Source organism: Streptomyces sp. NPDC093097 (assembly GCF_044754325.1).
Classification (GTDB): domain Bacteria; phylum Actinomycetota; class Actinomycetes; order Streptomycetales; family Streptomycetaceae; genus Streptomyces.
In genome coordinates this window covers 17,312-30,742 of record NZ_JBIVOW010000023.1, presented here as the reverse complement: position 1 = coordinate 30,742, position 13,431 = coordinate 17,312, and the positions used below count along the sequence as shown (strand labels likewise).

Annotated in this window: 6 protein-coding genes; all 6 read left to right on the top strand. The window is 76.7% G+C overall.

Annotation, left to right across the window (positions count from 1 at the left end; genetic code table 11):
- Window positions 1–137: 137 nt before the first annotated feature.
- The 6 genes from ACIQE0_RS30975 (at window position 138) to glyA (ending at window position 13,426) form a co-directional block, all read left to right on the top strand.
- On the top strand, window positions 138–1,331 hold the full coding sequence (locus ACIQE0_RS30975) for a hypothetical protein (RefSeq protein ID WP_402338539.1): 1,194 nt from the start codon (window positions 138–140) through the stop codon (window positions 1,329–1,331).
- Between the two features lie 264 nt (window positions 1,332–1,595).
- Window positions 1,596–1,820: an MbtH family NRPS accessory protein gene (locus ACIQE0_RS30970; protein WP_366332106.1), complete on the top strand. Its 225-nt coding sequence runs from the start codon at window positions 1,596–1,598 to the stop codon at window positions 1,818–1,820.
- 119 nt (window positions 1,821–1,939) lie between these two features.
- Window positions 1,940–7,348, top strand: a complete 5,409-nt coding sequence (locus tag ACIQE0_RS30965) for an amino acid adenylation domain-containing protein (protein ID WP_402338537.1) — start codon at window positions 1,940–1,942, stop codon at window positions 7,346–7,348.
- On the top strand, window positions 7,348–8,703 hold the full coding sequence (locus ACIQE0_RS30960; protein WP_402338535.1) for a cysteate synthase: 1,356 nt from the start codon (window positions 7,348–7,350) through the stop codon (window positions 8,701–8,703). Before ACIQE0_RS30965 ends, ACIQE0_RS30960 begins: the two co-directional genes overlap by 1 nt.
- On the top strand, window positions 8,700–12,071 hold the full coding sequence (locus ACIQE0_RS30955; protein ID WP_402338532.1) for an amino acid adenylation domain-containing protein: 3,372 nt from the start codon (window positions 8,700–8,702) through the stop codon (window positions 12,069–12,071). The genes ACIQE0_RS30960 and ACIQE0_RS30955 overlap by 4 nt, the downstream gene beginning before the upstream one ends.
- Window positions 12,068–13,426 carry a serine hydroxymethyltransferase gene (glyA, locus tag ACIQE0_RS30950; RefSeq protein ID WP_402338529.1) on the top strand — a complete coding sequence of 453 codons (1,359 nt, stop codon included), beginning with the start codon at window positions 12,068–12,070 and terminating at the stop codon, window positions 13,424–13,426. The genes ACIQE0_RS30955 and glyA overlap by 4 nt, the downstream gene beginning before the upstream one ends.
- Window positions 13,427–13,431 lie beyond the last annotated feature (5 nt).

The following is a 13,431-nucleotide window of genomic DNA, read 5'->3' as shown; positions in this document are numbered from 1 at the left end:
AACGGCCCCCTCCCGCGGCTGATCCGCCGCATCCCCGCAGCCTGGCCGCCGCGGCCTTCGGGTCCGCGCCGGCCAGGCTGCGCCGTCCTGCCCGCCGGGCCGGTTCCGGCCCGGCCGCCCACCGAACGGAGCGCCCCGTGACCACAGCCCTCTCCCCGGCCCGCGCCGCCGAGCCCGCACCCGCCGACGACCCGGCCGGCACGCCCGGCGTCGGCGGACCCAGTCTGGCCGCCGCCCGGCCGGACCCGGACGACCTGGATCCGCGCCGCGCCCTGCGCGAAGTGGCGCGCTGGCAGCGCGGCGACCGGGACGCCGCCCGCTTCCCGTACCGGGCGGTGCTCGGCCACTACCGGGCCGTCGGCAAGAACGCGGTCGGCGAGGAGGTACTGACGGCCCTGCGCGCGGTCGAGCCGGCCCCGGCCCAGGCCGCCGAACCGGCCGCGCGGCTGCTCGGTGACTGGCTGCCGCAGGTGGTGGACGGCCGGCAGGGCGACTACGACAGCTATCTGGGCAGTCCGGTCTACGCCTCGCTGACCGAGGCCGGCGCGCGCACGCAGGAGGTGCTGACCGCGCTGCTGGCCGATGTGGTGGAGATCGAGAGCGCCACCCTGGCCGACGTCCCGGCCGGTCTGGCCCGGACCCGGGCGGCCGTGCGCGCCCTCACCGCGGTGGCCGGGCTCCCGGCCGCGTACGGCACGGCGGCCGCGCCGGGGGCCGCGGACGAGGTGGCCGACCTCGTCCGCGCCGCGGCGGAGGCGGTCGCCGCGGCGCGGGACGCGGTCCCGGCGGGGGTGCTGCGGGCGGTGGAGCTGACGCTGACGCCGACCACCCGGAGCCACGACGAGCAGATGTTCATCCGGGTGATCCAGATATTCGAGGCGGTCTTCTCCGCGGTGGGCCGCGCCGTGCAGGTGGCCACCGAGGCGGTGGCCGCCGGCCAGACGGACCTGGCGCGCGGGTTGCTGGAAGGCGCGACCCGGCAGGTGGCCGGGACGTCCGGGGTGTTCCGGGTGCTGACCACCATGCCCAAGGACGCCTTCGCGGTGATCCGGGCCAACACCGACGGGCGCAGCGCGGTCCAGTCCCGGAGCTACCGGACGGTCGAGCGGTCCTGTCCAACGCTGCACCTCACCGTGCAGCGCGGCGACCTTCCCGCGGACGGACTCCGGTCCGCCATGCGGGAGTTGGACACCGCCTGGTGTGCGATGAAGCGCACCCACTGGGGCATCACGGTGAAGATCATCGGCGCGGTGCGCGGTACCGGCGGCACCGCCGGCGCTGCCTACCTCCGCGAGGCCGCCGAGGCCCGCCTCTTCCCCGCGCTCGACTGACGTCACCGCGCCGGCCGGCGGCTTCAGTCGGCGTTCAGTGAGCCGTCAGTACGGCGCCGGTGGGGCACCGGAGGCCCGTCCGCGTCCGCCCAGCCCGGGGCCAGGACGGACCCAGGACCGGCCCAGACCCCGGTCAGGGCGTGCCCAGGGCGCGGTCAGCGCGGAACGACAGCATCGAAGACAGCTCGGCCGGGCGCGTACGGCCCGCGTCGGGCGGCGGCAGGACCCGCCGCCGTAATCCATCCATCGAATCGGAGCGCAGTGATGAGCAGCGAGGACACCACCGTCTACCAGGTCGTCGTCAACCACGAGGAGCAGTACTCGATCTGGCCGGCCGACCGGGAGCTGCCGGCCGGCTGGCGTGCCGAGGGCACCCAGGGCGAGAAGGCGCAGTGCCTGGCCCATATCGACGAGGTGTGGACCGACATGCGGCCGCTGAGCCTGCGCCGGGCGATGGAGCAGCAGGCCGCCGAGGCCGCCGCCGGCTGACCGCGGGCGCCTGAGCAACACGGCCGCCGCACCGGAACCGCCGGGGCCGGCGGGCAGCGCCCCGGCGACGGCGGCGGCAGGAACAGGGCATCGGACACCGAACGGTGAGGGAAGAACGCGTGGACCCGCGACTTGAGCATCAGGACTGGATCTCGGCGATCGCCGCCACCGCGGCGGCGGATCCGGACCGTACGGCCTTTACGTTCTCCGGGAAGGAGGACGCCCCGGCCGAGCACTTGAGCTACGGACAGCTCGACCGGCGGGCCCGGGCCGTCGCCGCCCGGCTGCAACGGCGCGGTCTGACCGACCGTCCGGTGCTGCTGCTCCAGCCGCCCGGCCTGGACTACGTGGTCTCCTTCGTCGGCTGCCTGTACGCGCGGGCGGTCGCGGTGCCGGTGTACCCGCCCAACCGCCGGCCCCGTTCGCTGGAGCGGCTGGTCGACATCGTCGCGGACTGCGGGGCGACGGTGGCGCTCACCACCGCCGCCGTCCGGGACCGGCTGCTGCCCGACGACCCGGACGGCGCGGTGATGGACGTGCTGCGGCTGCTGGCGACCGACCGGGTGCCCGAGGAGGAGGCGGAGGGCTGGGTGCGTCCGGAGGTGGGCGCGGAGACCGTGGCGTTCCTCCAGTACACCTCCGGCTCCACCTCGGCGCCGCGCGGCGTGGTGCTGACGCACGGCAACCTGCTGCACAACTCGGCACTGATCCAGCGGGCGTTCCGCACCACCGGCAGCACCCGCGGGATGTCCTGGCTGCCGCTCTTCCACGACATGGGTCTGATCGGCGGCATGCTCCAGCCGCTGTACTACGCCGGCTCCTGTGCGCTGATGGCGCCCACCGCGTTCGCCCAGGACCCGCTGCGCTGGCTGCGCGAGATCAGCCGCACCCGGGCCACGGTGAGCGGCGGCCCCAACTTCGCCTACGACCTGTGTGCCGACCTGGCCACCCCCGAGGTGCTGGCCCAACTCGACCTGAGCAGTTGGGAGGTGGCGTTCAACGGTGCCGAGCCGGTGCGCGCCGAGACCTTCCGGCGCTTCGCCGCCGCCTACGCCCCGGCGGGTTTCCGGGCCGAGGCCCTCACCCCGTGCTACGGGTTGGCGGAGGCCACGCTGATCGTCTCCTGCAAGCCGCACGGCACCGCCCCGGCCCGCTACGCGGCCCCGAACGCGCTGCTCGCCGGCGTCTGTGACGGGACGGTCGGGACCGAAGAGGCGGACGGGACCACCGAGTTGGTGAGCAGCGGGCGTCCGGACGACTCCCAGCGGCTGGAGATCGTCGACCCGGTCACCCGCCGGCCGGTGCCCGCCGGCGCGATCGGCGAGATCTGGCTCTCCGGCCCGAGCGTGGCCCAGGGCTACTGGAACCGGCCCGAACGCAGCGCGGCGACCTTCGGCGCCCGCCTCGCCGCCGACGGGAGCGGCGACGACGCCGGCGGGGAGGCCGCCGAGTCCGGCCCGGCCTTCCTGCGCACCGGTGACCTGGGGCTGCTCCGCGAGGGCGAGTTGTACGTCACCGGGCGGCTCAAGGACCTGATCGTCATCCGCGGCCGCAACCACTACCCGCAGGACATCGAGCAGACCGTCACCGCCGTCCACCCCGCGCTGCGCGCCAACTGCGGCGCGGCCGTCCAGGTCGAACTGGCCGGCGCGGCCGAGCTGGTGATCGTCCAGGAGGTGGCCCGCGACCACCAGGACAGCGACCTGCCGGCGCTGGCCCGCGCGGTGCGCGAGGCCGTCGCCGAGGCGCACGGGGTACGGCCGGCGGCGGTGGTGCTGATCCGCGCCGCGACGCTGCCGCGCACCTCCAGCGGCAAGGTGCAGCGCCATGTGTGCGCCGCCTCCTACCGCGCCGGCGAGCTCACCGCGCTGGCGCACAGCGGCCGTCCGCAGGGGGCCGCGGCGCAGCCCTCGGTGGCGTTGGACGCCGCGGCGCTGCGGGCGGCCGACCCGGCCGAGCGCCCCGCGCTGCTGCTGGCCGCGCTGCGCGCGCTGCTCGCCGCCCGGCTCGGGCTGGCCGAGGAGGACCTCGCGCCCGAGCAGCGGCTGGCCGAACTGGGCCTGGACTCGCTCGGTGCGGTCCGGCTGCGGCACGAACTGCACACCGCCCTCGGGGTCGATCTCGCGCTGACCGAGGCGCTCGCCCTGGACCTGGCCGGGCTGGCCGGGCTGTTGGCCGAGCGCTTCGAGGAGGCGCCCGAGGCGGCAACGGAGGCTGCGGCCGCCGAGGACACCGAGCCCGGTGACCACCCGCTCTCCCCCAACCAGGCCGCCCTCTGGCTGCTGCACCAGGTCGCCCCGGAGAGCCCCGCCTATCTGGTCTCCACCGCCTTCCGGGTGCACGGCGCGCTCGACCCGGCCGCGCTGCGCGCCGCCCTGGCGGGTCTGGCCCAGCGGCACGCGGTGCTGCGCAGCACCTTCCCCCGGAGCGCCGCCGGCCCGGTGCAGCGGGTGCATGCCGCCCTGCCGCCCGCCTTCGAGCAGGTCGACGCCTCCGGTTGGAGCGCGGCCGAGCTGGCCGAGCGCCTGACCGAGGCGGCCGAGCAGCCCTTCGACCTGGCGGCCGGACCGCTGCTGCGGGCGCGGCTGTTCACCGGCGCCGAGGACGGCCACCGGCTGGTCCTGACCGCCCACCACCTGGTGGCCGACCTGTGGTCGCTGTCGCTGCTGCTGGCGGAGCTGGCGGCCGGCTATCCGGCGGCGCTGCGCGGCGAGCCGCTCGGCACCGTCGCGCCTGCCCCGGGCACCGCGGCGCCGTTCGCGGCGTTCGCCCGCCGGCAGGCCGAGCTGCCGGCCACCGCGGCCGGGCAGCGTCAACTCGACCGGTGGAAGGCGGCGTTGGACGGTGTCCGCGCCGGCACCTCGCTGCCCGCCGATCTGCCGCGGCCCGAGCGCCAGCGGCTGCGCGGCGCGGCCGTGCCGCTGGCGGTGGACGCCGCCACCACCGAGGCGCTGACGGCGCTGGCCCGGCGCGAGGGCAGCACGCTGTACGCGGTGCTGCTGGCCGCCTTCCAACTGCTGCTGGCCCGTTGGACCGGCGAGTCGGACGTGGTGGTCGGCACCCCGACCCACGGCCGGGCGGACGCCGCGTTCGCCGGCACGGTCGGCTGCCTGGTCAACACCGTGCCGCTGCGCACCAGGATCGAGGCCGGCGAGCCGTTCACCGCGCTGCTGGCCCGGGTCCGCGACGGTGCGCGCACGGCGCTGGACGGCGCTGAAGTGCCGTTCCCGGCGCTGGTCGAGCTGGTCCGGCCGGACCGCGACCAGGGCGGCCGGCCGCTGGTGCGCAGCCTGTTCAGCCTCCAGCAGGCCCCGGGCGAGCACGCCGAGGCGCTGGTGGCGATGGCCACCGGGCGAGACGGTGTCCCGTTCACGCTGGGTGCCCTGGACTGCTCGACGCTGGCGCTACCGGTCGGCGGCAGCCAGTTCGACCTGCAGCTGACCCTGGGTGCGGCCGGGGACGGGCTGGCCGGTTCGGTCCGCTATGACACCGATCGCTATCTGCCGGCGACCGCCGAGCAGTTCGCCGCCCGCTTCGCCACCCTGCTGGCGCAGCTCGCGGCCGATGCCGCCCGCCCGGTCGGCGCGCTGCCGCTGCTCGCCCCGGCCGAGCGGCGGGCCGTCCTCGCCGAGGGCAACGACACCGCGCTCGGCTACGACCCGGCCGAGGGCGTGGTCCGCCGCTTCGAGGCGCAGGCCGCCCGGACCCCGCTGGCCGTCGCGGTCCGTGCCGCCGGTCCCGACGGCGGCGCGGAGTTGGACTACCGCACCCTGGACCGGCTGGCCGACGGCGTCGCCGCGCGGCTGCGCGCCCTGGGCGTCGGCCCCGGCCGGACGGTCGCCGTCCTGCTGCCGCGCACCCCGCGGCTGCTGGCCGCGCTGCTGGGTGTGCTCAAGTCCGGTGCCGCGTACCTGCCGTTGGACCCCGGCCATCCGGCCGAGCGGCTGGCCCTGGTGCTGGCCGACGGCGGCGCCGCCGCGGTGCTGACCGACCTGCCCGCCGACCAGGTGCCGGCCGGTGAGTGGACGGTGCTGCCGATCGACTCGCTCGGCGAGGCGCGGCGCGAGGCCGACACCGTGATCGCCCCGGAGTCGGCGGCGTATGTGCTGCACACCTCCGGCTCGACCGGCCGTCCCAAGGGCGTGGTGGTGCCGCACCGGGCGCTGGCGAACCTGCTCGCCTCCTTCGGGCGCGATCTGGCGCTCGCCCCCGGTGCCGGCTGGCTCTCGGTCACCACCCCGGCGTTCGACATCGCCGCGCTGGAGTACTTCCTGCCGCTGGTCCACGGCGCGACCGTGCACCTGGCGGACGCGGCGACGGCCGGCGACGGTTCGCGGCTGCGCGACTGCCTGGCGGCCGGCGGGGTCAGCCACCTCCAGGCCACCCCGGCGACCTGGCAGTTGCTGCTGGACTCGGGCTGGGGAGACGCCTGCGGGCTGACCGCGCTGTGCGGCGGTGAGCGACTGCCGGCCGAGCTGGCCGCCGCGCTGCTGGCCCGCGGTGTGCGGCTGTGGCAGGTCTACGGCCCGACCGAGACCACCGTCTGGTCGGCGCGCGGCGAACTGACCGCGGCGGACGGGGAACTTCCGCTGGGCACGCCGGTCGCCAACACCCGGCTCTATCTGGTCGACGCGTCCCTGGAGCCGGTTCCGGCCGGGGTCGTCGGCGAGCTGCTGATCGGCGGCGACGGTCTGGCCGACGGCTATCTGGGCCGGCCGGGTCTGACCGCCGAGCGCTTCGTGCCGGACCCGTTCGGCACCGCGCCGGGCGGGCGGCTCTACCGCACCGGCGACCTGGTGCGGCGCGGGCCGGACGGTGCGCTGCTCTTCGTCGGCCGCGCCGACACCCAGGTCAAGGTGCACGGGCACCGGATCGAACTGGGCGAGATCGAGACCGCGTTGGAGCGGCTGCCGGCGGTGCGCCGGGCGGCGGTCGTGGTGGACGGTGCGGGTGCGCGCGCCCGGCTGGTCGGGTATCTGGAGCAGCACGGGACGCCCGTGGCGCCGGCCGCGCTGCGCGAGGAGCTGCGGCGCACCCTGCCCGGCTACGCCGTCCCCTCGCTGCTGGTGACGCTGGACGAGCTGCCGCTGACCGCCAACGCCAAGGTCGACCGGCGGGCGCTGCCCGCGCCGGAGGCCGCGCCGACGGCGGGCGCCCTGGAGGAGCCGGTGGGGGCGACCGAGCAGCGGATCGCCGCCCTGCTGGCCGAGTTGCTCGGGGCCGAGCGGATCGGGCGGCACGAGGACCTCTTCGAGCGGGGTGCGCACTCGCTGCTGCTGGCCCGGTTCGCCGAGCGGATCCGGGCCGAGTTCGGCCAAGCGCCGCCGCTGCACCGGCTGTTCGAGCGGCCCACGGTGGCGGCCGTGGCCGCCCTGGTGGACACCGCGGTCGAGCGGCCGGCCCAGGACGCGCCGACCGGCCGGCCGGCGCTGGCCCGGGTGGACCGCGCCCGCTACGCCGTGCGGCGCGGGGCGGACGGTGTGCTGCGCCCGGCCCTCACCGGTGCGGTCCCCGGTGGGGAGGCGTGATGACCTCCGCCCCCTACCTTCCGGCGGCGCCGGCCGACCGGCCGGCGTCCGGCCCCGGCGCCGCCCCGGTGGACCGCCCGTACCTGCTGCGCTGTCCGGTCTGCCGGGTGAGTTATCAGGACGACGGGCTGCGGCTGGACTGCGCGGCGGCGCACCGGCCCGGTCTGCTGAGCACCGAGTACGCCACCGCCTTCGCCCCCGGCCCCGGCGGCGGCCCGTTCCGGTACCGCTGCTGGCTGCCGACCGCCGGCCGGGCCCTGCCCGAGGGCAGCGGCGGCACCACCTACCGGGCGGAGCGGCTGGGCCGCGCACTGGGACTGGCCGAGCTGTGGGTGGCGTTCAGCGGCTACTGGCCCGAGCGCGGCGCGGCCCTGGCCACCGGCAGCTTCAAGGAGTTGGAGGCCCAGGCGGTGCTGGCGCGGCTGCCCGAGCGGCCGCCGGTGCTGGTGGTCGCCTCGGCCGGGAACACCGCCGCGGCCTTCCTGCGGGCGTGCTCGCAGCAGCGGGTGGAGTGCGTGCTGGTGGTACCGGATGCGGCGCTGTCCGCGCTCGGCGTGGCCGGTGAACGCGCCGACTGCGTACGGCTGGTGACGGTGGCCGGCGACTACACCGACGCGATCGAGCTGGCCGACGCGATCGCCGCGCGGCCCGGCTTCCAGGCCGAGGGCGGCACCCGCAACGTGGCCCGGCGCGACGGTCTGGGCACCGCGTTGCTGGCCGCCGCCGAGACGCTCGGCCACCTGCCCGACCACTATGTGCAGGCGGTGGGCAGCGGGGCCGGTGCGCTCGCCGCGCACCAGGCGGCCCGGCGGCTGCTGGCGGCCGGCTTCCCGGCGTCGGACGGGGCGGCGGCCGCGGCCGGCGGCCTCCCGCGGCTGACGCTCTGCCAGAGTGCGCCGTTCGCGCCGATGGTCCGCGCCTGGGAGGACGGCCTGGCCGAGCCGGTCATCGGCTCCGGTCCCGCCGTGCGGGCGGCGGTGGCCGCCGCCTACGCCCAGGAACTGACGACCCGCAAACCGCCCTACGCGGTGGCCGGCGGGGTGCGCGAGGCCCTCGCCGAGAGCGGTGGGGAGCTGCGGGCGGCGGACAACGCCGAGGCGGCCGCCGCCGGGCGGCTGTTCGCCGACGTCGAGGGCATCGACGTCGAGCCGGCCGCGGCGGTGGCGCTGGCCGGTCTGCGGCAGGCGGTCGCCGCCGGCCGCATCGGGCCCGGGGAGACCGTGCTGCTGCACGTCACCGGCGGCGGCCGGGCCCACCGCGCGGCCGGCCATCCGCCCCTCCCGGTCCACCCCGACCTGCGTATCCCGGCCGGTCTGGGTGCCGAGGCCGCCGCCTACCTGGTGACCGGCGCATGACGGCGCCCGGCCCCGGCCCCCTCCGCGACACCGCCGGCCCGGATCACCTCACTCCCGTCCCCGGCACCGCCCCCGTCCCCGTCTTCGCCCCCGCCTCCTCCGGTCGGCAGAGAGCAGAGCAGACCATGCAGCAGTTCGCCTTTCCCGCCACCTCGGCCCAGCGCCGGATCTGGCTGGTGGAGCGGCTGGTCCCCGGCACCAGCGCCTACCACCTGCCGTTCGCCCTGCACCTGGACGGCCCGCTCGACACCGCCGCGCTCGCGGCCGCACTGACCGCGGTGGTCCACCGGCACGAGTCGCTGCGCACCAGCTTCGAGCAGGTGGACGGCGAGCTGGTGCAACTGGTGGGCGAACCGGCGCCGTTCGCGTGGGAGGCCCGCCAGACCGCGGCCGCCGGTCTGGACGCCGCACTGGCCGAAGACGCCGCCCGCCCCTTCGACCTCGCCGGCGGTCCGCTGCTGCGCGCGGTGCTGCACCGGCTGGCGCCGCAGCGGCATGTGCTGGCGGTCACCGTGCACCACCTGGTGGCCGACATGTGGTCGATCGGCATCCTGCTGGCCGAGCTGGCGCAGGCCTACGCCGGCCGGGCCGGTGAGCTGCCCGAACTCCCCGTCCAGTACGGCGACTTCGCGGTCTGGGAGGGCGAGGCCCAGGCGGCCGGCGACGAGCGGGACCAGGCATACTGGCGCGGCGCACTGGCCGGCGCGCCCGAGCTGCTGGAGCTGCCCTGCGACCGGCCGCGGCCCGCGGCGCAGTCGCTGCGCGGGGCCGCGCTGCCGGTGGAGCTCCCGGCGGAGCTGTCGGCCGGGGTGCGGACGCTGTGCCGGCGGGCCGGGGTCACCCCGTTCATGGCCCTGCTGGCCGCCTTCCAGGCGGTGCTGGCCCGGCACAGCGGCGGCGAGGACATCGTGGTCGGCACCGGCGCCGCGGTGCGCCCGGCCGAGGCCGAGGCGCTGATCGGCTGCTTCATCAACATCCTGCCGGTGCGCACCTCGCTGGCCGGCGACCCGACCTTCGCCGAGCTGCTGGACCGGGTCCGCGCGGCCTCGCTGGGCGCCTTCGAGCACCAGGGGCTGCCCTTCGAGCGGATGCTCCCGGAGCGGGCGGCGGGCCCGGCGCTCAGCCACAACCCGCTGGTGCAGTCGCTGCTGCTGGTGCAGAACGCGCCGCTGACCATGCCCGAGCTGCCCGGTCTGACGGTGGCGGTGCGGGAGGTGCCGCGCGGCGGCGCGCAGGTGGACCTCAACCTCCAACTGCGCGAGGTGGACGGTGCGTTCGGCGGAACGGTGGAGTACGCGAGCGACCTGTTCGACGCGGCCACGGTCGAGCGGCTGCTGGGGCACTGGCGCACCCTGCTGGCCGCCGCCGTGGCGGCTCCCGACACCCGGCTGTCGGCGCTGCCGATGCTGACCGCGGCGGAGCGGCACCGGGCCCTGGTGGAGTGGAACGACACCGCGCACCCCTACCCCAGCGGCGGGGCCTGCCTGCACGAGCTCTTCGAGGAGCAGCGGTCCCGGAGCCCGCAGGCGCCGGCCGTCATCGCCGCCACCGGTGAGCTGAGCTATGCGCAACTGGACGCGCTCGCCGAGCGCATCGCCGGCCGGCTGGCCGGGCTGGGCGTGGGCCCGGACACCCCCGTCGGGCTCTGCCTGGCCAAGGGCCCGACACTGGTGGCCGCCGTGCTCGGCGTGCTCAAGGCCGGCGGCGCCTACCTGCCGCTGGACCCGGCCTACCCGGCGCAGCGGCTGGCCTTCATGCTCCGGGACGCGGCGCCGCCGGTGGTGCTCACCGAGCGTGCGCTGGCCGGGCTGCTGCCGGCCGTCGGGGCGCAGGTGCTGGAGGTCGAGGACGCGGAGCAGTGGCCCACCGCCGGGCCGCGCCCGGCCGCGCCGGACCCGGACCACCTGGCGTACGTCATCTACACCTCGGGCTCCACCGGTACGCCCAAGGGCATCGCCGTCCCGCACCGGGGCGTCGTCAACAACCTGCTGGATCTCAACGGCACTTACGGCATCGAGCCCGGCGACCGGGTGCTCGGCCTCTCCTCCCCCAGCTTCGACATGTTCGTCTACGAGACGCTCGGCATCCTGGCGGCCGGCGGCGCGGTGGTCGTGCCGCACCCGGACCGGGCCCGCGACCCGCACCACTGGGTGGACCTGGTGCGCCGCCACAAGGTGACGGTGTGGAACTCGGCCCCGGCACTGGCCGACGCCTTCGTACGGGCCGGGGAGGAGCGCAACGTCCGCCTGCCCAGGCTCAAGGCGGCGTTCCTCGGCGGCGACTGGATCCCGGTGCCGCTGCCCGGGCGGTTCCGTCGGCTGGCGCCGCGGATGGCCTTCCTCGCGCTGGGCGGCGCCACCGAGGCGTCCATCCACTCGATCACCCATCCGGTCACCGAGGTCGATCCGGCCTGGACGAGCATCCCCTACGGCCGTCCGATGGTGAACCAGCAGGCCGTGGTGGTCTCCCCCGCGCTGGAGCCGGCCCCGGTCGGGGTGCCGGGCGAACTCTGCCTGGCGGGCACGGGATTGACCCGGGGGTACCTGGGCCGTCCGGGGATGACCGCGGACCGCTACCGCCCGCACCCGGGCGCCGGGACCGGCCCGGTGCCGGCCGGCGCGCGGCTCTACCGCACCGGCGATCTGGCGCGCACCCGCGCCGACGGGGTGATCGAGCTCATCGGGCGGCTGGACCACCAGGTCAAGCTGCGCGGTCTGCGGATCGAGCTGGACGAGATCGAGGCGGTGCTGCGCCGCCATCCGGGGATCGAGCGGGCGGTGGTCACGGCCCGCGGCAGCGGCGACGAGCGGCGCCTGGTCGGCTACCTGGTGCCCGCCGAGGGCGCCGGGGCCGCCCCGTCCGCCGCCGAGCTGCGCGCCCTGCTCAAGGCCGAGTTGCCCGAGTACATGGTCCCGGCGGTCTTCGTGACGCTGGACGCGCTGCCGCTGTCGCCCAACGGCAAGGTGGACCGCGCCGCGCTGCCGGAGCCCGACGGAGCCGCCGACCGGGCCGGCGCCGCCTACGTGGCCCCGCGCAACGACGTCGAGGCGGTGCTGGCCGCGCTCTGGGCCGAGCTGCTGGAGGTCGACCGGGTCGGCGCCGAGGACGACTTCTTCGCGCTCGGCGGGCACTCGCTGCTGGCCACCCGGCTCGCCTCGGCGGTGCTGGAGACCTTCGGCGTCGAGCTGCCGCTGCGCGACCTGTTCGAGGCGCCGACCGTCGCCGAGCAGGCGGTGCGGCTGGTCGCCCTGGGGCGTGCGACGGGCACCGACGTCGCGGCGGTGGCCCAGATCGCCGCGGGACTGCTGGAGATGACCGACGAGGAGGCCCACGGGCTGCTCGCCGACCACGAGGAGAGCAACGCATGAGCACCACCGCCACGAGCCCCGGCGTCCTGGCCGGCTACGCCGGTCTCGGCGCGCACCGGCTGGCCGCCGCCGACCCGCTGCTGTCGGGGCTGCTGGAGCGCGAGCACGCCCGGCAGAACGAGACCCTGGCCATGGTGGCCGCCTCCAGCAGCGCCGATCCCTCGGTGCTGGCCTGCGCCGGCGCGACCATCTCCAACGTCACCACCGAGGGCTACCCGGGCGCGCGGTACCACGCGGGCTGCGAGGTGGTCGACGAGGTCGAGCGGCTGGCGGTGGCGCGGGCCTGCTCGCTGTTCGGCGCGCGGTACGCCAATGTGCAGCCGCACTCGGGCAGTACCGCCAACCAGATCGTGCTGTGCACCCTGATGAAGCCCGGCGACACCCTGCTGGGCATGGAGCTGAGTGCGGGCGGGCATCTGACCCACGGCTCGCCGGCCTCGGTGTCGGGGCGGTTCTTCCGCGCGATCGGCTACGGCACCGACGCCGCCGGGCTGCTGGACTACGAGCAGGTCGCCGCGCTGGCGCGCGAGCACCGGCCCAAGGTGATCGTGTGCGGCGCCAGTGCCTACCCGCGCACGGTGGACTTCGCCCGGTTCCGGCGGATCGCCGACGAGGTCGGCGCCTTCCTGCTCGCCGACATCTCGCACATCGCCGGCCTGGTCGCGGCGGGGCTGCACCCGAGCCCGGTGGACCATGCGCACGCCACCACCACCAGCACCTACAAGCAGCTCTACGGGCCGCGCGGCGGTCTGATCCTGCTCGGCCGGGACGCCGACCTGCCGCTGCCGGGCACCCGGCGCACGCTGGCCCAGGCGGTCGCGCACGGCACCTTCCCGTTCCTCCAGGGCACCCCGGACCTGGGCGCGGTGGCCGCCAAGGCGCGCGCCTTCGACATCGCCGCCCAGCCGGAGTTCAAGGTGCTGGCGCAGCGGGTGGTCTCCGGCGCCCGGGAACTGGCGGACGCCTTCGGGGGGCTCGGTCACACCCTGGTCACCGGCGGCACCGACAACCACATGGTGCTGCTGGACGTCGGCGGCCGCGGCCTGACCGGCGCGATCGCCGAGTCCGCGCTGGCCGACTGCGGGATCGTGGTCAACCGCAACCGGATACCGGGCGACCCGCACGGCCCGCGGGTCACCAGCGGCATCCGGCTGGGCACCAACACCCTCGCGCTGCGCGCCATGGGCCCGGCCGAGATGCGCCGCTGCGCCGCGCTGGTCGACCGGGTGCTCACCGCCGTGGTGCCCGACGGCGCGCGCACCTTCACCCTCGATCCGGCCGTACGCACCGAGGTGCGCGGCGAAGTCGCCCGGCTGTGCCGGGAGTTCCCGCTGCCGCACCATCTGCCGGCCTGACCCCC

Bases quoted from the DNA above. Each gene is read 5' to 3' on its own strand.
- ACIQE0_RS30970 (WP_366332106.1), top strand. From the start codon at position 1,596: ATGAGCAGCGAGGACACCACCGTCTACCAGGTCGTCGTCAACCACGAG.
- ACIQE0_RS30960 (WP_402338535.1), top strand. From the start codon at position 7,348: ATGACCTCCGCCCCCTACCTTCCGGCGGCGCCGGCCGACCGGCCGGCG.
- glyA (WP_402338529.1), top strand. From the start codon at position 12,068: ATGAGCACCACCGCCACGAGCCCCGGCGTCCTGGCCGGCTACGCCGGT.
- ACIQE0_RS30955 (WP_402338532.1), top strand. From the start codon at position 8,700: ATGACGGCGCCCGGCCCCGGCCCCCTCCGCGACACCGCCGGCCCGGAT.